At 69.5% G+C, this 21,537-nt stretch carries 15 protein-coding genes and 3 pseudogenes; 10 read left to right on the top strand and 8 right to left on the bottom strand.

All coding sequences use genetic code 11. The features are described 5' to 3' along the window. Position 1: 1 nt before the first annotated feature. Together H5J33_RS38570 and H5J33_RS01510 are read right to left on the bottom strand one after the other, a co-directional pair. Positions 2-235: pseudogene (locus tag H5J33_RS38570) on the bottom strand (transposase); the annotation flags it as partial. Between the two features lie 38 nt (positions 236-273). Then, complete coding sequence (locus tag H5J33_RS01510; RefSeq protein WP_181792942.1) at positions 274-1,350, bottom strand: hypothetical protein; 1,077 nt, start codon at positions 1,348-1,350, stop codon at positions 274-276. A 401-nt stretch (positions 1,351-1,751) separates the two neighbouring features. On the opposite strand from H5J33_RS01510, the pseudogene H5J33_RS01505 reads away from it, so the two are divergent. From H5J33_RS01505 to H5J33_RS01495, 3 genes and pseudogenes are all read left to right on the top strand, one after another. Next, a pseudogene (locus tag H5J33_RS01505) lies at positions 1,752-1,835 on the top strand (IS5/IS1182 family transposase); the annotation flags it as partial. Positions 1,836-2,495: 660 nt separating this feature from the next. Further along, the gene (locus tag H5J33_RS01500) at positions 2,496-3,983 is read left to right on the top strand and encodes a PP2C family protein-serine/threonine phosphatase (RefSeq protein WP_181792940.1); all 1,488 of its coding nucleotides are present in this window, start codon (positions 2,496-2,498) and stop codon (positions 3,981-3,983) included. Between the two features lie 8 nt (positions 3,984-3,991). Then, a complete protein-coding gene (locus H5J33_RS01495) occupies positions 3,992-4,474 on the top strand; it encodes an STAS domain-containing protein (RefSeq protein ID WP_309485287.1) in 483 nt (160 codons plus the stop codon). A gap of 292 nt (positions 4,475-4,766) precedes the next feature. Here H5J33_RS01495 and H5J33_RS01490 read toward each other — a convergent pair whose 3' ends face one another. After that, positions 4,767-4,931 (bottom strand): hypothetical protein, encoded by a 165-nt coding sequence (locus H5J33_RS01490; RefSeq protein WP_181792952.1) that lies wholly within the window; start codon positions 4,929-4,931, stop codon positions 4,767-4,769. On the opposite strand from H5J33_RS01490, the pseudogene H5J33_RS01485 reads away from it, so the two are divergent. After that, positions 4,882-5,336, top strand: a pseudogene (locus H5J33_RS01485) (transposase). The gene H5J33_RS01490 and the pseudogene H5J33_RS01485 sit on opposite strands and share 50 nt — an antisense overlap. Here H5J33_RS01485 and H5J33_RS01480 read toward each other — a convergent pair. Continuing rightward, positions 5,270-5,746 (bottom strand): hypothetical protein, encoded by a 477-nt coding sequence (locus tag H5J33_RS01480; protein ID WP_181792937.1) that lies wholly within the window; start codon positions 5,744-5,746, stop codon positions 5,270-5,272. The pseudogene H5J33_RS01485 and the gene H5J33_RS01480 sit on opposite strands and share 67 nt — an antisense overlap. A 616-nt stretch (positions 5,747-6,362) precedes the next feature. Between H5J33_RS01480 and H5J33_RS01475 the strand changes: the two genes are divergently transcribed. Next, positions 6,363-7,316: an IS481 family transposase gene (locus H5J33_RS01475; protein ID WP_181792935.1), complete on the top strand. Its 954-nt coding sequence runs from the start codon at positions 6,363-6,365 to the stop codon at positions 7,314-7,316. On the opposite strand, the gene H5J33_RS01470 is transcribed toward H5J33_RS01475, so the two are convergent. Next, on the bottom strand, positions 7,313-8,572 hold the full coding sequence (locus H5J33_RS01470; protein ID WP_181792933.1) for a hypothetical protein: 1,260 nt from the start codon (positions 8,570-8,572) through the stop codon (positions 7,313-7,315). The two genes, H5J33_RS01475 and H5J33_RS01470, sit on opposite strands and share 4 nt — an antisense overlap. A gap of 521 nt (positions 8,573-9,093) precedes the next feature. Here H5J33_RS01470 and H5J33_RS01465 point away from each other — a divergent pair. After that, on the top strand, positions 9,094-9,522 hold the full coding sequence (locus H5J33_RS01465; RefSeq protein ID WP_181792931.1) for a hypothetical protein: 429 nt from the start codon (positions 9,094-9,096) through the stop codon (positions 9,520-9,522). A gap of 338 nt (positions 9,523-9,860) precedes the next feature. Here the strand turns inward: H5J33_RS01465 and H5J33_RS01460 are convergent, their stop codons facing one another. Beyond that, positions 9,861-11,210 (bottom strand): mucin-1, encoded by a 1,350-nt coding sequence (locus tag H5J33_RS01460; RefSeq protein WP_181792929.1) that lies wholly within the window; start codon positions 11,208-11,210, stop codon positions 9,861-9,863. Between the two features lie 182 nt (positions 11,211-11,392). On the opposite strand from H5J33_RS01460, the gene H5J33_RS01455 reads away from it, so the two are divergent. From H5J33_RS01455 to H5J33_RS01440, 4 genes are all read left to right on the top strand, one after another. After that, entirely contained in the window at positions 11,393-12,415 is a 1,023-nt protein-coding gene (locus H5J33_RS01455; RefSeq protein WP_181792927.1) for a LacI family DNA-binding transcriptional regulator, read from the top strand. A 74-nt stretch (positions 12,416-12,489) separates the two neighbouring features. After that, positions 12,490-13,830: a sugar ABC transporter substrate-binding protein gene (locus H5J33_RS01450; RefSeq protein ID WP_181792925.1), complete on the top strand. Its 1,341-nt coding sequence runs from the start codon at positions 12,490-12,492 to the stop codon at positions 13,828-13,830. 52 nt (positions 13,831-13,882) lie between these two features. Beyond that, entirely contained in the window at positions 13,883-14,890 is a 1,008-nt protein-coding gene (locus H5J33_RS01445) for a carbohydrate ABC transporter permease (RefSeq protein WP_181792923.1), read from the top strand. A 3-nt stretch (positions 14,891-14,893) separates the two neighbouring features. Next, entirely contained in the window at positions 14,894-15,736 is an 843-nt protein-coding gene (locus H5J33_RS01440) for a carbohydrate ABC transporter permease (protein WP_181792921.1), read from the top strand. A 196-nt stretch (positions 15,737-15,932) separates the two neighbouring features. Here the strand turns inward: H5J33_RS01440 and H5J33_RS01435 are convergent, their stop codons facing one another. After that, positions 15,933-20,438: a hypothetical protein gene (locus H5J33_RS01435; RefSeq protein WP_181792919.1), complete on the bottom strand. Its 4,506-nt coding sequence runs from the start codon at positions 20,436-20,438 to the stop codon at positions 15,933-15,935. A 783-nt stretch (positions 20,439-21,221) separates the two neighbouring features. Continuing rightward, on the bottom strand, positions 21,222-21,537 hold a 316-nt coding region (locus H5J33_RS01430), incomplete at its 5' end, for a cell wall metabolism sensor histidine kinase WalK (protein WP_181792917.1).

The raw sequence follows: 21,537 nt of genomic DNA, 5'->3' as shown, positions 1-21,537 counted from the left end.
GTCAAGGATGACTCGGTACAACCGGGCCCACCCCCGATCCCGGCCCCAATGGGCAAACCGACGGTAGACCGTCTGCCAACGGGCCCGAAGACCGGGGGAGCCGGCGCCAGGTGCAGCCCGACGTGGCAACGAACACGATCGCCGCCAGAACCTCCCGATCGCCGGCCCGCCGACAGCCACCACCCCGCGGCCGCTGCACGACCGTCGGCGGCACAACCCGTCGGAACAACTCCCATAGACCGTCTGGAACCGGGTGCTCTACAAATCTCCGTCTTAACTGATGCGCTTCGCGATGACCGAGTTGTCAGGGAACGCCGAGCTCAGAGCGGCATTCCAGTTGAGAGTGAGAATCCATGAGGTAGCCGTGGCATTGACCGCCGGCGTGGTGTGGGACGGCGCGGGAGTGCCCGCGGGGCGTCGCCATCCGTCAAAGCTGAGACCGCCATCGGAGGACGTGCTCTCCCAGACGTAACCATCGGTCCCGACACAAGCGATCAGCACACGTTGCTGATTGGCGTACCCCGCCTGTCCGGGACTGACCACGTCGGTCTGGTTGCCCAGACGTGCCGCTGCCACGCCGCTCTCGCAGACAGCTCCCCCGTTCACCTGTGTCACGCTGCTGACCGCGCCACTCGTGGTCGTCGTCACTCGCCAGACGTGACTGTCCGTCCCGGTGACGAAGCTGCGGTACACCCTTTCGTAGCGCTCCGTCCCGTAGACGGCAATCTGGCTGTCCCCTTCGATGTCCGGGTAGTCCGAGGAGAGGATCGCATGGTTGTCCACAGTCCAGCCGCGGGGCGGCTCCACGACCCCATTGCGGTGATACATGAAGGCGTAACTGATGACCCGGTACTCGTTGGGCACTTGGATGAAGAGACCGCCCGTTCCCGAGACCGTCGAGGAGACCAGAGGGCTGCCGATCGCCCTGGCGCCGGCCGGAAGCCGGGTCCACGGTTCCCAGAAATTGGCGGACCCGCTGTTCACCTGGCTGTACCAGATCTCGCCGTCCAGGCCCCTGACGAAGACCGTCGCGCGCCCGGGCGGCCATTCGACGATGCGTGGCGGAGACGTGGTCCGGGTCGAGTTGTCCCCGCCGAGCGGCCGCCAGCTTCCGCCGTTGTAGCGGAACCAGACGTTGTTGTCGACGCCCCGGCCGACATCGTAGGTCGCTCCGCCGATCGTCACCGAGTAGACGGCGGAGTACGTCCTGGCATCACCGCCGAAATTGATCCAGTCCGTCTCGGCGGCCTGCGCGGGCCCCGGTATTCCGACCAGCAGCAGGAGACTTCCCAGGAGCGCGGTGATGGCCGCGCGCCAACTGCGGTGTGATTCCGGACGAGTTGACAGCACAATAAATCCTTCTCCATTCCACGGGCATTCGGGCCGTTCGCCGGCTCCGAGTCAGAGCGAAGGCAGGAAACGCAGGGCTTTGCGTGAGTGGCTATGGTGCAGACGTCTGCGTCTGTGAGCCGGGCACGGCCGCCTCCCCGGGCAGCCTCTTCGCGTTGGTCCTTCCCGTGTGACAGTAGTCAACTCGCGCCGGACCACTTGCTCGTGCGCGCACGCGTGCTGGCACGACAGTGCACTCCGGCACACGTCCGTGGAGCGCACCCGGGCCGAAGGCCGCGGATCACGGGCCAGGAACCCCGCGAAGCCGGGCGCGGTTCATGATCCGCGTCGCCCTGACCGCCCGCCTCCGGCCATACGGCGGACAGCCTTTCGTTTGTCTGGGTGTCCAAGTCGGTGTTGACCGCGTCATCGACCACCTCGGGCCCGCGCTCGCCCTCCAGCAGCGCAAGCGGTTCCGCAAGGACACCGTGCTGATCCTGGACGGGCCGGAGTGGCCGCCGCACGCACGACAGGGTGGCTGATCTCCCCCAGCAGCGCGGCGGCACGGGCGACGTCCCCCGTGGCTGCGGCGCCCGCCGCGAGGTAGCCGATGGCGTGCTCGTCTCCCTGCCAGTCGGTGATCTGCTCTGCCGTGGCCAGATCTCCGGCGGCCACGAGCTTTTCCACGACGCCGGCGAGGACATCGTCGCCCCCCCGTCCTCCGGCAGGCCAGCCTCCAGATCGAGCACCGCGTCGATATCGCCCGCCGCGAGGAGCGCACCGGCGGTGGCATACGTGACCCAGCGCCGTTGGTACGGGCTTGCGATGGTGTCCGCCAGGCTCAGGATCTCCTGAGCCACCTCGGCCACTCTGTCCGGTTTTCCGGTACGGCGAATGCCTCGGCCACCCGTCGCGGAGCGGCAACGAGCGTCACGCCGACGGTCAGGCCCATGACACGGGAGGCTTCGGCGACCAGCCTGGCCATAGGGCTCGCGTCCACGCCCAGCGGCCTCTCGGGCGCGAGCGCCGGGGACCTCGCGCTGCAGCGGGTACAGGTGCACGGCCGCTTCTCGGCCGCGGCGGAATTGGTGTTCGGGCATGTGGTCGATTTAGGCTGCGTCGGTTCGTGCCGTCACGGCGGCAGCCATCGACGGAGAGGAAAGCCGATGACGCAGCAGGCATCGGCCACCGACCCGGCTCCCGGGCGCCGCCGCCCCGAGCTGGTCCCCGACCCGGATGTGGAGGCGGCCCGTATCGCGGCGGTGCGCCGCTACGACATCCTCGACACTCCCCCCGACGGGGCGTTCGACCGCGTGGCGGCGATGGCCGCCCGACTCTTCGATGTGCCGGTGGCGACCGTCACAATCGTGGATACCGATCGCATCTGGTTCAAGGCCGCCCACGGCCTGGAGGGTGTCGCGGAGATCGGTCGTGATCCGGGCCTGTGCGGCTCGGCGATCCTGCGCGATGACACGATGGTCATCCCCGACACCCTCAAGGACCCCATCGCGGCGGACAATCCGCTGGTCGCCGGAGAGATGGGGGTGCGCTTCTACGCCGCCGCACCGATCATCACTCCGGATGGGCACCGGCTGGGCACGGTCAACGTCCTCGACACCCGGCCGCGCTCGATCACCGAGGAGGACACCGCCACTCTTGCCGATCTCGCCGCGATCGTGCTGGACGAAATGGAGCTGCGGCTGTCGGCGCTGCGCGCCCTGCGCGACGAGCAGGCCCGCCGGGAGGCGGAGAAGCGGCATGCCGAGGCGGAACGGGCGCGGGCCGAGGCGGAACGGGCAGCGCGGGAGAAGGCGGAGCAGGACAGGGCCGCCATCGCCGCGTTCGCCTCCACCCTCCAGCGCACCCTGCTGCCCCCGGCCCTTCCCGTGGTACCGGGCCTGGAACTGGCCTGCCACTACCGCACCGCCTCGGTCCACGACGTGGGCGGCGACTTCTACGACGTCTTCCCCCTCGACGGTGACCGGTGGGCGTTCTTCCTCGGTGACGTGTGCGGCAAAGGGCCCGAGGCGGCGACCGTCACCGCCCTGGCCCGCCACACCTTGCGCGCCGCGGCCCAGATCAACGCCGATCCCGTCACGGTGCTGAGCGCGCTCAACACCGTGCTGCTCACCGACGTCACCGCCGGCCGCCGCTTTTGCACCGTCCTCTTCGGCCTCCTGGAGCCCCGGGAGGCCGGCGGCTTCACCGTCACCGTCGCCACCGGCGGCCACCCGCCGGCGTACCACCTGCGCCCCGACGACAGCGGCGCCGTCTGGGTGCGAACCGTACGCCCCCAGGGCGGGATGCTCGTCGGCGCCTTTCCCCAAGCGCCCTTCGCCCAGGCCACGTTCTCGCTGACGCCCGGGGAGAGCCTGTTCCTCTACACCGACGGGCTGACCGAATCCCGTAACACCGAAGGCACCATGCTCGGTGACGACGGCCTGACCGGCTTCCTCCACCAGCGCACCGAGCCCGTCACCGCCACCTCCCTGGTCGAGGACAGCATCACCCTGCTCGCCTCGCTGCCCGACGGAGCCGGTGACGACGTCGCTCTGCTGGCCCTGTCCGTCCCCCACCCTCACACCACACCCGACGGTGGTGTCGCCGCCACCGCCCACACCGCCGCCGCGCCCGAACACTTCGGCCAGGAGTGATGACCGACGTGACCGACACACTGCAGCTGACCGTCCGGCAACCCCGCCCCGGCCTCGCGATCGCCACAGTCGCCGGGGACGTGGACACGCACACCGCGGACAACCTTCGCCGTGAAGCCTCGGGAATCATCCAGCAAGGGTGCCCGCACCTGGTTCTGGACCTGTCACAGGTCCGCTTCTGTGACTCCGCCGGTCTGAGCGCGCTCATCGGCCTCTGGCACACCGCGCAGGCGGCAGGCGGTGCACTCGGACTCGCCGACGTCCCCGACCGCCTGATGCGGATGCTCGTCCTCACGGGTGTCGACGCAGTCCTGCCGGTCCATGCCACCGCCGCCGAAGCAGTCGCCTCCATGGCCGCCGGCCTGTTCACCAGCACAGGCGAGCACGGCTCGATCACCCGCGCTCCCGCCGGCGGCGGGAGCGGTGAGCCGACCGGGGTGCAGCAGGCGGCCCACGACAGCACTCACAACCCCTCTGCCGAACCGAGCTGATCGCGCCGACCCGCCAGAGGCTCGCCATGGCCTCCCGGGCGTGACGGCGTGCGCTCATGATCCAGGCAAGACGCCTTCTGGCGGCGCTGTGGTTCGCGGCGCGGGTTGCCGTCCAACAGGGCGGATTCGCGAGTCAGGGTGCCGCCGTACTCGAGGCGTCCGTTGCCTGCCGGGCTTATTCGGCGTCCTGGCGCTCCACGTCCAGGCCGGCGCCCGGCAACCGCCCGTCGCTGGTGGGGATCGGTGTGGAGCAGGATGGGGTCAGGACGACGTGTCCGTCACGGCGCACCGCTCAGTCCAGCGCCAGGTGCATGCGCACGATCAGGCCCGACGGTGGGGCGCGCATCTCGACCAGGTCGCACAGCTGGTGCATCATCCAGACGCCACGGCCGCTTGACCAGCGCAATCTGCTGGCCGGGCGGATCGAGGAGCTACGCGTCAGGATCGGAGCCCGCATCCTGATCGAGGTCGGCGACGGCAGCACCTTCCCGACCGCCGGCCACCTCGCCGCCTACGCCGGACTCGCCCCGCAACCCGCAGTTCCGGGTCGTCGATCCGCGGCGAACAGCCCTCCAGGAGAGGAAACAAGCAGCTCAGACGGGCTTTCTTCCTCTCCGCGTTCGCCGCTCTCTGCGCCCCGGCCTCCCGGGCCTGCTACGACAAGAAAATCGCCCAGGGCAAGCACCGCACCCCAAGCCCTGCTCTGCCTCGCCGGACGCAGGGCCTACGTCCTCTTCGCAATGCTCCGCGACGGAACCTTTCACGAACCGCAGCCGTCTGCCTCAGCCACCTGACCTACGGGTCTGCGAGGAGAACGACTCGATCGGCCTCGACATCAAAGCCGAGCACCGGATGGCCATAGTGGCCTTCCGGGTCCATCAGCACGGGCTTATCCAGCCGCCTTCCGATCTCTCGCAGGAAGCCGCAGAACACATCAAGCCGATCCTGGCCCTGCAGCTCCCGCAGGTCGACGTCGAAGTCGACTTCGTCGTCGGCATGGAACCGGAAGATCGCCAGCACATCGGCAGTCGGCCAGACCCGCAGGTTCGGGCACTCGGCGTCCGCCGGGCGGCCCAGCACGGCCTCCGCCCGAGGAACCGGAAGCACTGTCTCTCCCTCGGAGTACCGGCACTTCCAGCCCTTCTCCACGACAAGATCGAGGACCGCCTGCCAGTCCCGCACCGAGGCATCCGGGACGCGCACGTCCGGCAACGACCCCATCAAGTCCGGGTCGAAGAAGGAACTCACGTCATCCCACAGCAAATCAGCCACCCCGCCATGCTGCCCGGCTCCCCGACCCAACGCACCCCGTTTCCCTTGACCAAAGGCATAGGGGCAACCCCCGTGGTTGCGATCCTCTCCTCGCACAGCAGTCGGCAGCAGTACCTCGAGGCAAACGGATCCGCCCTGGACGGCAAGGAGCGCCGGCCACCCGTACGGCAGGGGGACCCGGCGCGACAGGTGCACGGGGGATCGTGCGGTCGGAGATGTGGGCTGAAGCGGAGCAAAATCGTGGCAGCAGCACAATCGCCCTTGAGTGCCGCCCCAGGAACCCCGAGGCCGCCAAGGTTCCAGTCGACGCGTCGGGTCAAGCGATCCCGCTCCGCGGCTTCGGCTGCGGTGAGCCCGCAAGCCTTCCAGGACCTGAAGGACTGCCCAAGCACTTCTCGTGCCGCAGGAAGAATGAGGCGTAGTCCATCGGCCACCGCTGGCTGCGCCCCCCTGGCGGCCGCCCTGTGCTGCTACAAACGCCTCGCCCGCCCCACCACGTAGGACACGGTCTAGTTGTATTGATCACGAGCGTTGTTGACACGGCTGGGGTCTTGAACATGGCGAAGACCTCCGGTGTGGTGGGAGCTGTCTAGGAACTCACCGCACGGAGGTCTTCGTGTCCCACCGTAATGCCCGGCTGACCGTCTTCGGTAGGAGGCTGTTGGTCGAACGTGTCCGCTCGGGCCGTCCGGTCGCTCACGTGGCCGCCGAGATGGGCATCTCCCGGGCCACCGCCCACAAATGGATCCGCCGGTGGCGGACCGAGGGCGAGGCGGGACTGCACGACCGCTCCAGCCGACCTCACACGACGCCGCACCGGACCGCGTCCGCGGTGGAAGACCGCGTCTGCGACCTGCGGCAGGGCCGCAAGCTCGGCCCGGCCCGGATCGGCCCGATCGTGGGCCTGCCCACCTCGACCGTGCACCGGATCCTGACCCGCCACCGCCTGAACCGGCTGGCCTGGATCGACCGGCCGACCGGCACCGTGATCCGCCGTTACGAGCGTGAGCGACCCGGCGAGCTGATCCACGTGGACGTGAAGAAGCTGGGCCGGATCCCCGACGGCGGCGGCCACAAGACCAACGGCCGCGAGGCCGGCCGCCCGATCCGCGGCATGGGCTTCGACTACGTCCACTCCGCCGTCGACGATCACTCCCGCCTGGCCTACAGCGAGATCCACCCCGACGAGAAAGTCGCGACCTGCGCGGGCTTCCTGACCCGCGCGGCCGCCTTCTTCCGCAGCCAGGGCATCGACCGGATCGAGCGGGTCCTGACCGACAACGCCTGGGCCTACCGCAAGGGCCTGGCCTGGAGGAACGCACTCGCCGACCTCCAGGCAACCGGCAAGCTGACCCAGGCCTACCGGCCCCAGACCAACGGCAAGGTCGAACGCTTCAACCGCACCCTGCTCGACGAATGGGCCTACCTGCGGCCCTACACCTCGAACACCGAGCGGACCGAAGCCCTGGCAAGCTTCCTCCACACCTACAACCATCACCGCTGCCACACCGCACTAGGCGGCCACCCGCCCATCACCCGCGTCAACAACCCTGCGGGTCAATACATCTAGTGCGTCGCCGTGGCCTGTTCGGTGGTCAGGCGGACCCGCCAGTCACGGACGTAGTCAGGGGGGATCGAGGCCAGGCGGGCTATCTCCACGTCGTCGCGGCCGTCGGCCCACGCCAGGATCCGGGTCACGGTGCGGTTCCGCGCGGTGCGGAGGTCCTTGAGCATGCCTTCGAGGCGTTCGACCTCCTCGCCTTCGTAGACGAGCTGCCGGTCGACGGCGGCCCGTTCGTCGGCACGCAACCGCTGCAGATAGGCGGGGAGACCGGTCAGCACCAACCCCTCCTCGTGCGCGGCGTTCTGGAAGCGTTCGGCCAGGGCCGCCAGCACGCAGTCCGGCACATCGGCGAGCGTGGCTCCGGGAGGTTTGGCCGCCTCCCAGGTGCTCCTGCCGGCCTCTGTCGTCTCGAACCAGGTGCGGGCCTCCGTCGGGGAACGGTCGCCGCACGCCGTGGCGCGATAGGCGTACAGGGCGGCGCGATGGCCGTAGAAGGTGAAACCGTCCTCGATCTGCCGGTCGGCGGCGCGGCACATCCGCCCCGGGACACCGCCGTAGCCCGAGTCGGGCCGGTAGTCGGCGTAAGCCTCCAGTTCCGCGTCGGTGGCCACTGCCCAGGACGGGTCGCACAAGTCGGGGTTTCTCGCGAGGAACGCGCCGACCTCGACCCGCCACGCGGGGACCGGGCTCATCTGGAGCCTGGGCCAGACGACGTCTCCGGAGGGGGCGAAGGTGTAGGTGGTCGCCTGCTCGATGTCGTCCCAGGCGGTGGCGGCCTCGGCGGACCACTCCAGTTCGCCGGCCGGACCCGTACGGTGGATCGAGTCCACGAGCCGCTGTACGGCGGGCAGTATGCGCAGCGCGAGCGCATGCAACTCCTCGGCGGTGAAGAAGCGCCAGGAGTAGCCGCGCCGTTCGTCGTGCGCAAGGTGGGTCAGCAGGTGCACGAGAACGCCGGGGGCCGGCAGCGCCCCCTCGCCGAGTGCGCTGCGCGGGGCACCGGGGAGCTGGTGTTCCAGGTCCTCGCGCGAGGCTCGCCAGTCGACGTCCCCGAACCAGACCGCGCCGCTCTGCGCGTCGATGGCCAGCCACTGGTGGTATCCCACGCCCGGGCCGTCCCGTTCCTCTTGCTGCTCGGCCTCTTCGTCGTGCCAGACGTACTCGGCGGGGGGCGGGTTCAGCCCCACGGCCATGAAGCCGTCCTCCGGGCGATAGCCGGTGAGGATGTGGGCTGTGATCGGTGCGCTGTCGGCGGCGGTCATGAGGGGTTTCCTCTCGGTGGAACAGCAACCGCCGCAAACGTAGTGTGCCCGTCGGCCACCAGTTCACTTTTGAGTCATTTATGCCTGACTCGGCACGGCAGGCGGGCGCCGTCGGAGCCCCGGTGTCACGCGAGGTCTACGCGCGTGCAAGTGGTGATCACGTTGGCCAATAATTCACGTGTCCTCCGCTTGTTATCCACATCACGGCATGCTTTTGCAGTCGGCCCCCGATCGATTCGAATGCGTGCCGGGCGGGTACGGCCGCATTCCGGATCGGCAAACACCTAGTCAGCGCAGGGCTCCGCTACCCGCCAGGGCTTGCGGCGCGCTCCCCGGGAACGCGACGTGCTTGACGCCGGCCGCCGCTGATCCGGCGTGACTTTTCCCCACCGGCATCCGCCGAAAGGCTCCGCCCTTGAACACCGCACTCGCAGGAGCCCTCCCCGTCACCCTGCTCCTGGCGGTGCCGGCCTGCGCGGTGATCCGGCCGCGGGCCGGCGGTTACCGAGGATCTCGGTGCCGTGTCGCCCGGCGGTCGACGGGACCTGATGAAGGACATGTGCCCGGAGCTGCCGTACGTGTCGGGGCTGGTGGGCACGGAGTTGGGGTGCGACGGTGAAGTCGTCGTGGCGGAGGAGATGTTCGGCTCCGCGGTCGGCAACGAGGTGCTGGTCCGTGACGGGGCGGGCCGCCGGTTCCGGTTGTCGCTGCGCGAGGTGCTCGCCTTTGGCCGGGCCCAGGTCATCGCGACCGGGCCGGGGCCGCAGGCGGACGACGACCGGGAGAGGGCCTCGGTGCCGCTCGTTCAGCTCGGCGATGAGGAACCTGCCGCAGTTCGTCAGCGGGCTCCCATGGAGGTTCCGACCCGCTTCCGGTCGGGCGGCGACGGACTCGCAGAGCCGGGCGAGCCCCGGCCGCGGTGCCCGACCACGGTGCCCAAGTCGCCGTGATACGAGGCGAAGGCCACCGAGCTGGGTGTGAGCGTGAGGGCCGTCAAGCGGTGGGCGCGCGCCGGCGACCGGGAAGCCGGGTTCGCGCGTGACGGCCCGGGCCATGGGGCGGCGACATGGGAAACCTGGGCCGGGCCGCCGTGCGGTGGGCTGAGATGGCCCTGGGGATCACGGCCGAGCACGGGAAGGAGTCGAAGCCGGCCCGTGGGAAGGTGATCCGTTCCGTCGACCCGCGCCTGGAGGCCCGCTACCGCGAAGGGGAGGTGAAGCCGCCCGGTCGCGCGAGGGCATACCGGTGGGTTCGGCCGAACCGACCGTCGGGCGCGGGCTCCCGCCCCTCAGGGAGTCGAGGGGCCGGGCCAGATGGCCGAGGCGTCGTCGCGGTGCGGGTCGGGCAGCCGGATCGGGCGGACCGGAATCGTGCGTCGGCGTCCTTCCGCGGCGGCCGTCCACGGGGCGGGGTGCCCGGAGTAGCACAGAGTGGTCAGGGCGAACACGCCGTCGGCGTAGACCTCGACGTATTCGCCGATGGTGAGGATGCGCAGGGTGGCGGCGGGGCCGGTCAGCACGGTTTCGCCCAGTCGGGTCCCATCGGGGCCGGTGACCCAGAGGTTCTTGCCGTCGCAGCCCACGGCGAGGGCGGGACGGTCGCCGTCCGGTGTGTCGGTGCGCAGGGTGATCTCGACCGGCCCGGTGACGCCGAGGTCGCCGACCGCGTGCAGGGTGGGGCGGTCGGTCTCCTCCCCGAGCCAGGTGTCCAGGCCGGGCCACCATTCCAGGCGGGGAGACGAACCGCTGTCCACCACAAGCGACTTCGGCTGGGCGAGCATGCCGCGGCAGCCGGCACCGGTGTCCCTGAGGCCGACGCGGCGGGGCGTGGTGTGCAGCACGACGCGGGAGCCGTCGGGCGCGGCGATCACGCGCGGGGCATAGGCGCCGGTCGGGCCGAGCGGGCCCCGGCGGGTCCAGGGACCCCTGAGGCGGGGAGCGGTCCACGCCTCGAAGCCCCGGGTGGCGCCGATCGAGCCGAGCAGCAGCCAGCTGCCGTCGTCGAGGCGTTCCAGGACCGGGCACTCCAGCTCGTCGACGTCACCGGGTGAGATGAGCGGCGGGTGGACGGTCCAGTGCTCCAGGTCGTCGGAGGTGGCCAGCGCGACGCAGCCGCCGACCTCCACCGGGAGGGAGGCATCGCTGGCGCAGATGACCATGACCCAGCCGTCCGACTCGTCGTCACGTACGACGAACGGGTCGCGCCAGCCCATGCGTTCGCCGGTGCGGTACCAGCGTGGGTCCGCTTCGACGACCGGCCCGGTGCCATGGCGGCGCCAGGCTGTTCCGTCCGTGCGGTCGGAGTACGCCAGTCCGACCGACTGGAGTGGCCAGCCGCCCGGTGTGAGACCGGAGACGCCTGTGTAGAACATCGCCATTGCGCCGGCGTGCCGCAAGGGGTGCATGGTCCACACGGCCTGCTGGTCGAACCGGCCGGGCAGGCCGTTGCCGAAGGCGGTGCCCTGGGGCTTCCAGTGGACCAGGTCGGTGGAGGTGGCCCGGCCATAGGAGGTCTCCATCCGCAGATGGTCGAACTGCGGTGTCCAGGGTCCCTGCAGGTGCAGCACCGCATACGTGCCGTCCTCGTCGCGCAGGAGGGCGAAGTCGTTCACACAGAGGCCGGGCGGGGCGTATCGCATGCACAGTTCCTGTCGCTCCGCAGCGCGCAAACGTGTGCGCTGATGTTTGGTCAAAGACGAAGTCACCCAAGGGCAAGCCCAAGTAGATCTGAACGCAAACGCTTGCGCAACGGGGTGTGCGGGTTTACGGTCACGTCACCCACAGATCACACCGACGTGAAAATCAAGGGGAGGAGTCCGCCGTGACGGCCAGCATCACCGACGTCGCTCGCGCCGCCGGAGTCTCGGCGTCCACCGTGTCCCGCGCGCTGTGCGGCCGGCCGGGGGTGTCGGCGGAGGTCCGGGACCGGATCGTGGCCCTCGCCGCGCAGCTCGGCTACACCGCGTCCCGCTCGGCCTCCAGCCTGGCCAGTGGCCGCACCTACACCATTGGTGTGCTGGTCCCGTACGTGGGCCGCTGGTTCTTCGGCACCGTACTGGACGCTGCCGAGAGGGTGTTCAGCGCCGCCGGGTACGACGTGCTGCTGTACAACCTGGGCTCGCCGGAGACCCGCAAGCGCTTCTTCACCAGGCTGCCGGTCCGCAAGCGGGTGGACGCGCTGCTGACGCTCCTCATTCCTGATGAGGAGGAGTCGGCGGCGCTGCGCTCACTGGGGGTGCCGCTGGCCACCACGGTCGGCGGCCCCCGGCCCGGCTTCTCCGTGGTCGGCATCGACGACCGGGCCGGCACCGAGAGCGCCGTACGGCATCTGGTGAACCTCGGTCACCGCCGGATCGGCATGATCAGCGGGGCCAGCGGACCGCTGCACTGGACCACGCCCATCGAGCGCCGCAACGCCTACCTCGACGTCCTGGCCGCCGCCGGGATCGAGCACGATCCGACACTGGAGGCGGACGGTGACTACACCGTCGAGGGCGGCGAGCGGGCGATGACCGAACTGCTGGCCGCTGCCCGGCCGCCGACCGCCGTGTTCGCGCAGTCCGACGAGATGGCGATGGGCGCGCTGCGCGCCCTGCGCAGGCACCGGCTGAAGGTGCCGGAGGACGTGTCGGTCGTCGGCTTCGACGACCACGAGCTCGCCGACGTGGTCGGCCTGACCACCGTTGCCCAGCCGGTCGCCGAGCAGGGCGCCGAGGCCGCCCGGCTGCTGCTGCGCCGGATGGACGAACCCGACGCCGAACCACCCCCCGCGCAGGTGCAGATGCCCATCCGCCTCGTTTTGCGCGAGACCACCGCCCCGCCGCACCCGCGCGGCCCGCAATAACTCCCCGAGCCCCACGCCCCACACCCGGAAAGTACGGCGGCACCTCGAACCCTCACCAGCACGGAGGCACAGCCATGAGCTCGACCAGCAGAACGTACCGCCGCACCGCCTGTACGGGCCTGGCCCTGGCCCCCCTGGTGGCGCTGGCCGCCTGCGGCTCGGGCGGCCCTGCCGACACCTCCGCCGAGGCCGGAAGCGGCAAGGGCGTCATCAGTGCCTGGGCCCACCAGGGGCAGAAGAGCGAGGCCGGCGCGCTGCAGAGCGCGGTGAAGTCCTTCAACTCCTCGCAGGACGAGATCAAGGTCGAGCTGAAGCTGATCCCCGAGGCCGACTACACCAAGACCATTACGGCCACCGGCCCCGCCAAGTTGCCGGACGTGCTGGAGTTCGACGGTCCGACCATGGCGAACTTCGTCTACAACAAGAAGCTCGCCCCGATCGACACGTACGTCTCCGCCGAGACCATGTCCAACGCCACCGACGCGAGCAAGGCGCAGGGCGAGATCGACGGCAAGCACTACGGCCTGGGCATGTTCGACTCCGGGCTCGGGATCTACGGCAACAAGAAGCTGCTGGACGCGGCCGGGGTGAAGTACCCGACCAGCCTGGCCGACGACTGGACCGGCGAGGAGTTCACCGCCGCGCTCAAGGCACTGAAGGCCGAGGACTCCGACGGCAAGCCCCTCGACCTCCAGGAGAGCGGGGGCTACGCCAACGAGTGGGGCACCTACGGCTTCGCCCCGATCGTCTGGTCCGCCGGCGGCGCCCTGATCAAGGACGGCAAGACGGAAGGCGCCCTCGACACCCCGGCCGTGGTCTCGGCCATGAAGACCTTCCAGTCCTGGAAGACCTACGTCGACCCCAACACCGACGGCAACGCCTTCGTCGAGGGCCGCGTCGCCCTGAGCTGGGTCGGCCACTGGATGTACCCCGCCTACAGCGAGGCCCTCGGCGACGACCTCGTCGTCCTTCCGCTGCCCCACTTCGGCAACGGCCCCAAGACCGGCCAGGGCTCCTGGGCCTGGGGCATCGGCGCCCACACCAAGAACGCCAAGGCCGCCGGCACGTTCCTGGACACCCTCCTGGACGACACCAACGTCACCGCTCTGACGACCGCCAACGGGGCGGTGCCCGCCACCAGGACCGCGCTCGCCAAAAGCCCCCTCTACAAGCGGGGCGGCCCGCTCCAGCTCTTCGCCGACCAGCTCTCCAAGCCCTGCGGCGACAACGACATCACCAAGTCCTGCGTCGCCGTCACCCGCCCGGTGACCGCCGGCTACCCCGTGATCACGTCGAAGTTCAGCGAGGCCCTGAACTCCATTTACGGCGGCGCCGACCCCGAGAGCGCCCTGAAAAAGGCCGCCCGCGTCATCGACCAGGACTTCTCCGACAACGCCGGCTACCAGATCCCGTAGGACCCATCGGCCGGGGCAGCCGCGCCCGCCCCGCCGGGAACAGGACCCTCCCGTGAAATCCGTGGAACCCGCGCACGCCGCGCCGCCCGGCCCGGAGCAGGCCCCCTCCGCGACAGCCGTGAAGTCCGCGCGGCCGACCCGATCAGCGCGGCCGGGCCGCGAGAACCGCGACTGGCTGCACGGACTGCTCATGTCCGCCCCGGCCGTCGTCGGGCTCATCGTCTTCGTCGGTGTGCCCTTCGGCTACGCCGTGTTGCTCTCCTTCTACAACGTCCGCCTCGGCTCCCCGCTGGCACCCTCCTTCTTCGGCCTGGAACAGTACCGGCGGCTGTTCACCGACCCGGACATGTCCGGCCCCTTCCTGCGGGCGCTGCTGAACAACCTGACCTTCGCCGCGGTCGTCGTACCGGTGCAGACGGCCTTGGCGCTGGCCCTGGCGATCCTGCTCAACCGCAAGCTCAAGGCCATCGGTCTGTTCCGGTCCCTCTTCTTCATGCCGGTCGTGTTCCCGATGGCACTGGTCGCCGTGATCTGGCGGCTCATCCTGGCCCGCAGCGACCAGGGCATGCTCAACTCCGCGCTGAACGCGGTCAGTCTCGGCGACTGGGGCGCCTTCGACTGGCTCGGTGACGGCGCCACCGCAATGGCCTCGATCATCGTGCTGTCCATCTGGCAGGGCGTCGGCTTCCAGATGGTCATCCTCCTCGCCGGCCTCCAGCAGATCCCGGGCGAGCTCTACGAAGCCGCCCAGCTCGACCGCGCCAGTCGCTGGCAGCGGTTCCGCCACGTCACCCTGCCCGGCATCCGCGGCACACTCGTCTTCGTCGCCATGCTCACCTCGGTGCTCTCCTTCCGGGTCTTCGACCAGGTCTACGTCCTCGTCCGCGGTGGCGGCCTCAACGAGGAAGCCACCCGCACCGTGATGTACCAGGCCGTCACCACCGCCTTCGACCAGAACAACATCGGCCAGGCGTCCGCGATCACCGTGGTCTTCTTCATGATCGTCGTCGTCCTGACGCTCATCCAGCGCCGCGTCGTCCGGCCCGGAAACGAGGACTGACCCATGGGCACCACCCGTACGCCCCTGCGCCGCTTCATCGACTACGCCGTACTCGGCGTGCTCGCCTTCATCTTCGTGCTACCCGTGCTCTATCTGTTCCTGGGCAGCCTCAAGCCGTCCGACGAGGTCCTCGACGGCCTGTCCGGTTTCCTTCCGACCCATCTGTCCTTCGACAACTACTCCACCGTCCTGAGCAGCCTCGACTCCGACAGCACCGGCCACTTCCGGCGCTTCATGGGCGTCTCGCTGCTGCTGGCGTTCGTGGTGGTGACGGGGGGCCTGTTCGTCAACTCGATGGCCGCGTACGGGCTGTCCCGGCTGAAGTGGCGCGGCCGGGAGGCCGTCTTCACGCTCATCCTGCTGCTGATGCTGGTCCCGTTCGAGTCGGTGGCCGTACCGCTCTTCTACATGTTCAACGACCAGCGCAACACCCTCCCCATCCTGGCGCTCCCGTTCGTCGCCAACGCCTTCTCCGTCTACCAGTTCCACACGTTCTTCCGCTCGATCCCCCCGAGCATCGAGGAAGCGGCCCGGATCGACGGCGCAGGCCCCTGGCGCACCTTCTTCGCGATCATCGTCCCCATGTCGAAGCCCGCCTTCGCCTCCGTGGCGATCCTGACCTTCCTCATCCAGTGGGGCTCGTTCCTGTGGCCGGTGCTGATGGTCTCCGATCCGTCGGTCCGCCCGCTGCCGCTGGAGATGAGCGTCTTCCAGGGCCAGCAACCCCCGGACTGGGGCCAGATCTTCGCCTTCGGCGTCCTCCTGGTCCTGCCCGTCCTGGTGGTCTTCGCCTTCTTCCAACGCTGGTTCGTCCAGGGCGTCGCCAGCTCCGCCGTCAAGGGCTGAACGCGTTCGCCGACCGGAATGGTCGAGACGAGTCTCCACGTCCGGTCACCCCTCGTTGATATCGAGCCGCCCGGCTACGGCTCGCGCCCAGGTGGCTCCAGTGGAATGCCCCAGACCGCCGGGCAAGAACCAGTTCCAGGGCGGATACTTCGTCCCAAGCGGTTGCATGAGCACCGTACCGAACTCCGTCGATCATCTACTGCCTGTACGGCCGTGGAACGTTGATCACCATGGGGCGGAGGTGAAGTGCGCCCGCTTGGGAGAGGCTCGCCGCCTGGTCCTGTAGCTCGACGAGGAGTGTGTCGAGCTGGAGCTTTTGTGCCCGGGTCTTACGGCTGTCGCCCGTGGCGTCCCAGAGGTCGATCGGATACCAGCCGACGATGTAGATGCCTGCGTCCGTTCCTGCTTCCGGCAGATAGCGACCCGCCAGCTGGTCCGCCTGAGCCGTCGGAACCTCGACGTTCCAGGAGCCCTTGACCTCGATGACCAGCTTGACCGACCCGCTTGAGGCGATGTCGGGGTGGTCGCCCGGTGCGGGCATCGCCTCGACGAGAAGGTCGGTGCGGTCGCCCGCGCCGTACGGGTCGGTCGGATGGATCAGCACTTCCCGGTTGACCGCGACACGGTGGCCGGCCAGCCGCAGAGTCAGCTCGTGTGCGAGGTAGGCACACAGGGCCGCTTCGGGTTTGGGACGCCAGACGTCAGGGACGGCCGGGTTCTCCGCGGACGGCTTTCGAGGGCTCTTGCCCGGTGTGCGGTCCCACAGCAGTTCGCAGTGTGTGGGAAGTGCCCGGCCCACCTCCTCCAGGGCCTCATGAACCACGTCCAGGAGGTCTGTGCTGGTGCGGATGACCCGCCGCGCCGGATCCTGCAGCAGCCGTATGACGTCCTCTGCGCGCACCTGGCTCCAGCTCGCGGCGGCGTGTTGCCTGGTCGCGGCTACGAGTGCTGCCGCGACAGACAGTCGACTGGGGTACAGGGCCGCGAGGCGGCGCAGTTGCCGAACCGCCTCTGCGGTGCCTCGTCGGCTCAGCTCAGGGAGCAGACGGTCTCTCCATCTCCGGGCTTCCTCATCGGCGGTGACCCAGCGAACGCCACGAACAGGCTGGTCCTCCTCAGGGTCGTACAAACCGCTGAGCCACAGATACAGGTCGGCGACGAGAGCCTCGCCGAGGTTGCTGTGGATACGTTCCGCCGCGGTCCCAGCGCATGACTCGGCCAGCTCCCGGCCGAGTTCTGGATCGGTTGCGAACGTTTTGACCCGTGCCCAGTGCGCCTCGGCATCTGCGGCCAGCAGGGCCTGGGCGGCGAGGACGGCGGCTCGTGCGGCGAGCGGGGTTTCCCTGGGGCCGTCGATACTGGCGTCAAGGATGCCGTGCGCGGTGTGGCTGTCGGTGGTGAGGAGAGCGGCCAGGATGCTGTGCCAGGTGCGCAGTGCCGCGTCACGCGCCCCATCGTTATCGGGCAGGCACATGGGATGGTCTTCGATCGCCGGCGAGCCTGCCAGGACCTTGTCCGCCGCCTCGGGTACGAGTCCGAGACAGGTGGAGAGCTCAGTGGCGAGGTGCTCCATGCACGTACGCAGTTCCGCGGACCAGCGGGGATCGACCGCATTGAGCTCGATGGGCTGTCGGCCTGTCCTGAGCGCTGCTCGTGCTGCCTGGGCAACGCGACGGGCCAACGACTCAGGTGCGTGGCGGGCTGCCAGGCGCAGCAGGTCCACCCGTGCGGGTTCCGTGTAGCTCGTGGCCATGCCCAGATACTCGGTGAGTATCGCGGCGGTCCAGGAACCCCATGTCCGCGCGGGGAGTCCGGGCAGGCGGTCTGTCCGGTGCAGCTCGGTGAGCAGGGCGTATCCGGCCCAGGAGCGTTTGTTGCCGCCGGCGTGTGGGAGCCAGGAATCGGCGTGGTCGTGCTCGGCGGTGAGGTAGCGGAGAGCGAGGTCGGGCGCGTCGGCCAGATCGTCGCCGAGAGCCACAGCGGCGGGCCAGGTCGCGATGGCGCCCCGCACATCCTGCGCGAAGCTCCCCGTCTGTGGGTCCACGCGCAGGCCCCACAGGAATTGCCACAGAGCGTCGTTATCGCCCGCCCTGGCTTCGGCGAGGAGCCGCGCCAGACCGGCCATGAACTCCGCTGCTTCCGGCCAGTGCCTCTCGCCGGCGCTGTGGCTGCGGCGCAACCTCCGGGCAAGCGAGCTGTCGATGGGGATGGCCTCGTAGAAGGAGCGCAGATACGGCCAGGCCGGGTGCGCATCGTCGTAGGCCAGTTCGAGTGCGTGGGGGTCGTCCGGGGGGAACGTGCAGGAAGCCAGCTCGCCGTACACCTGGACGGCCGCGTCGTCGCCGGTCGCCGCCGCCTCGGCGGCCTGCTCCAGGACCCACGGGAAGTCCTCGCGGTCGATGAGCTGGTCACGGGTCGGCGGCTCGGGCACCGAGGATGCGCCGAGCCGCATCGGTGAGCGCCGTTCCCAGTCGTACGCGATCTGACAGGCCGCCAAGCGCGGGGCAGCCCCTGTTCGCAGAGCTTCCGTGACCAGGGCTTGTGCCAGAAGCCTCCGTAGTGACCGTGTCCCGGGCGCTTCGTGTCCGTGCTCATCCGGTTGCAGGCAGTCCGGCACCTGGACCTTGCGATGGTCGTGCAGGAAGCTGAAAACGATCTTCGCCAGGGTGCCCGCGTGCCGAGCCGCGTCCGGAGCCTTGAGAGCGCGGTCGATCACCCCGTTGATCAGCGAGATCTCGAAGCGGTCGGACGAGAAGACGAAGCCGCTGTCCGGCCGGGCAACTGCTTCGGACACCCAGGCCAGAAGACGCGGCAGGTCCTCGTCCCCGCACTCCGCCGGCATGTTCCTCAAGAAGTGGGCGTAGTTGCCGTACAGATCAGGGGACGGAGGGCGAAGGGCACCGAGCATCGTCGCCGCGTCCAGATGGTGCGGCCACAGCAGGTTCAGTAGCGTGCCTCGCAGCTCATGGTCGGGATCCACCCGCTCGGCGCGGGACGGATCGGACAGCGAGTCCAGCACCTCCACGAGGACGGGCACGGCACGGCCTGGGTCGCAGGCGAACGCGGCGCGCGCCGCCAATCGACGTTCCGTTTGGTGCCACGCGTCGTTCCGCACCAACCTCAGCAGCGCGTTGGCCAGCCTGGAATGAGCGGTGCCGGCATCCTGGGCGAGCTGGATCGCCAGACGGGCTCGCGCCGTGGACTGCCACTCGGCCCCGCCTTCGGCGGAACTGGACTCCAGGACATCGGCGAGCTGGTCAGCGAGCGCGGGATGGCTCAGGTCCCAGCGGGAGAGCTGCCATCTCGTGTCTCCCAGTTCGACCTGTGCCGCACGGTCCAGCAGTCTGCTCACGGTGAGCCGGCGGACCTCGTCGGAACGCACGAGTGCGCTGTGCACCGCCAGGCTCTCGGGATCGGCGCCGGCCAGCCAGCCGCTGGCCGAGGGATCCATGGCCACCAGCCAGGCCGCGGTCTCCCGCAGCGGTGCCGGAATGGTCGCCGTCTCCCCGTCCGGTGCGCCGATCAGGAACAGATTCTCCAGTTGCCTCGGCGTGGTCTTCCGGTCGGTCAGGTACCGGGCCGCGAGGTAGGCCGCCACGGAAGAGTGGCGGAATGCCGCCCTGCCGTCGTCCGGCGCTGTGAACAGCGCGGTCGCCAGGCATTCTTCGACCACTTGGGGCGTGACCTGGAACGCGCCGGCGGCGGTCCGCTCCGTTCCCCCCACCAGTACGTCGCCCGGCAGATCGTAGGCGCCGGCCTCGAAGGTACCGCCGTGCCAAACGGTCCGGTGACCGGACAACAGCATCCACGCGGCGATGCGTCCCGCCACCATCAGGCGCTGAGGGGCCGTGGTGGTCAACGCCTTCTCGAGACGGTGCGGGTCGGGGTCTTCGGCAAGGCGCGCCACTCCGCGGGCGAACAACTCCTCCGGCCGCCCGTGCAGTCGGCCATCAGCCCTATAGGTCAACACCAACAATTCCAAGGTCAGCGGTACGCCGGCCAGCACAGCGGCGCCGGCCGCCTCGGCCGCCTCCACCAGCTCTTCTCCCGGCACACCGGCGCTGTCGGCCAAAGACACGGCCTCCGTGCGGCTCAACGGAGCCAGATCGACGCACCGGCACGCGCCGAAAGCCTCGGCCAGCACGGAGGTCAGCGCCGCCGGATAGTCGGCCGTGCGGCAGGCCATGAGAAACCGGACCCGACTGGTGTCCCGGCCGCTCAGCGACCTTCTCAGCGATCTCGACAGACGCGGCAGCAGCGGACTCTCGTCGGCCTGGTCCAGGACCACCGTCAGCACTCCGACCGTCCCCGCAGCGTCTCCTTGTGAAGGCAAGGAGACGAGATGGCGGCCGAGCTCCTCCTGATAGGAGTACTCGGTGAGATCCCCACCCGTCACCCACAGGCACGCGTCGGCGCCTCCGCTCCAGGTGTCGTGGACACGGGGCAACTCTCCGGTGAGCTGCTTCAGCACGGAAGTCTTACCGGCGCCCGGCTCTCCCAGCACGACCATGGCTCCTGCCGCCGCGACCACGGCGGGAAGCGCCAGGACCCCTTGACGAAGTCGCCCCGCGTCCACGACCACGTCGTCATCGTCCGGTCGGAACGCTTCGGCGGCCTGCACGATCAGATCTTCGGCGGCGACTCGCTCACCCCGTACCCTGCACACCCGAGGGACATGAAAGCCGAACACATAACCTGCCATGCCCGCATTGTGTCAACTCCCACTGACAGTCGCCCCGGTCTCCCTCTGCCGACCAAGCGCGCGAACACGCGACCAAGCTGCTTCGGTCGCACTCCGAGGGCAGGCTCGATGACCAGCCGGTGAGCGGCTGGCCGCCGTCCGCACGGGAGTCGGCACCGCACCACCGAACCACTCCTCCCCCGCCCCGGCATGGTGCCCGCACGCATACCCGCCCCCCGAACTATGGTGCCCCACCACATGTGCCCCTGACCTGCGTCTTCCTACCGTGTGCCGACACGTATCCGTCGTACCCGTCCCCACCGCACACGAGGAAGTGGCGCACATGGCATCCGGAAACACCGCTCCCCCACCCCCCGCGAGCCTCCCGAGGATCGTCGCCGCCAGCCTCATCGGGACCACGATCGAGTGGTACGACAACTCATTCGTCCGAGGCTAGGACCTGCGGTTTCTATGTTTTGGTCCCCCAGAGTCAGCACCGAACCAGCACGGGGTTCGTGGCGTGCTGACTCGGTGCCAGGCGACCTGGGTCGCAGCGCACTCCATCACCTCGGCGGCTTTCGCAAGACAGTTACTCAGCGTCACCGACAGCCGGGCGGCGTGGGCGGTACGGGCGTGCCAGTCGCTGACCAACCGCGGGGGCAGATCCTTGAGTAGCCCGACACGCGCTCGAAAGGTCCGCACCCGCAGCCGTGTCGGCAGTGGCCGGCCGCGGGTGCCTTCTCCGCCCACCGGAACGAGGGCATGTGAGCCGAACCCCCGCCTCCGGACTGTCGGCCCCTTCGCTCATGTCGTCGCGTCCACGGCCCGGTCGTCCAACAGGGCGGGCAGGGGCAACAGGACGCGGAAGGTGCAGCCCTGGCCGGGGGCGGTGTCGAGGGTGATGCTGCCGGCGTGCGCGGTGACGAGGGCGGGGACGAGGGCGAGGCCGAGGCCGGAACCGCCGGTGGCACGGGTGCGGGAGTCGTCGGTGCGGTAAAAGCGGTCGAAGACGTGGGCACGTTCCGTGGCGGTGAGACCAGGTCCTTGGTCGGCTACTTCCAGGACCGCGTGCCGGCCGACGGTGCCGACACCAATACGGATGGGGGTGCCGGGAGGAGTG

Source organism: Streptomyces sp. WELS2, from assembly GCF_013870595.1.
Lineage (GTDB): Bacteria > Actinomycetota > Actinomycetes > Streptomycetales > Streptomycetaceae > Streptomyces.
This window is presented reverse-complemented; position numbering and strand designations above follow the sequence as displayed.

Coding starts and splice junctions, on each gene's coding strand:
- H5J33_RS01435 (WP_181792919.1), bottom strand. CDS start 20,438: ATGGCAGGTTATGTGTTCGGCTTTCATGTCCCTCGGGTGTGCAGGGTA.
- H5J33_RS01470 (WP_181792933.1), bottom strand. CDS start 8,572: ATGACCGCCGCCGACAGCGCACCGATCACAGCCCACATCCTCACCGGC.
- H5J33_RS01450 (WP_181792925.1), top strand. CDS start 12,490: ATGAGCTCGACCAGCAGAACGTACCGCCGCACCGCCTGTACGGGCCTG.
- H5J33_RS01500 (WP_181792940.1), top strand. CDS start 2,496: ATGACGCAGCAGGCATCGGCCACCGACCCGGCTCCCGGGCGCCGCCGC.
- H5J33_RS01460 (WP_181792929.1), bottom strand. CDS start 11,210: ATGCGATACGCCCCGCCCGGCCTCTGTGTGAACGACTTCGCCCTCCTG.
- H5J33_RS01440 (WP_181792921.1), top strand. CDS start 14,894: ATGGGCACCACCCGTACGCCCCTGCGCCGCTTCATCGACTACGCCGTA.
- H5J33_RS01490 (WP_181792952.1), bottom strand. CDS start 4,931: ATGCGGGCTCCGATCCTGACGCGTAGCTCCTCGATCCGCCCGGCCAGC.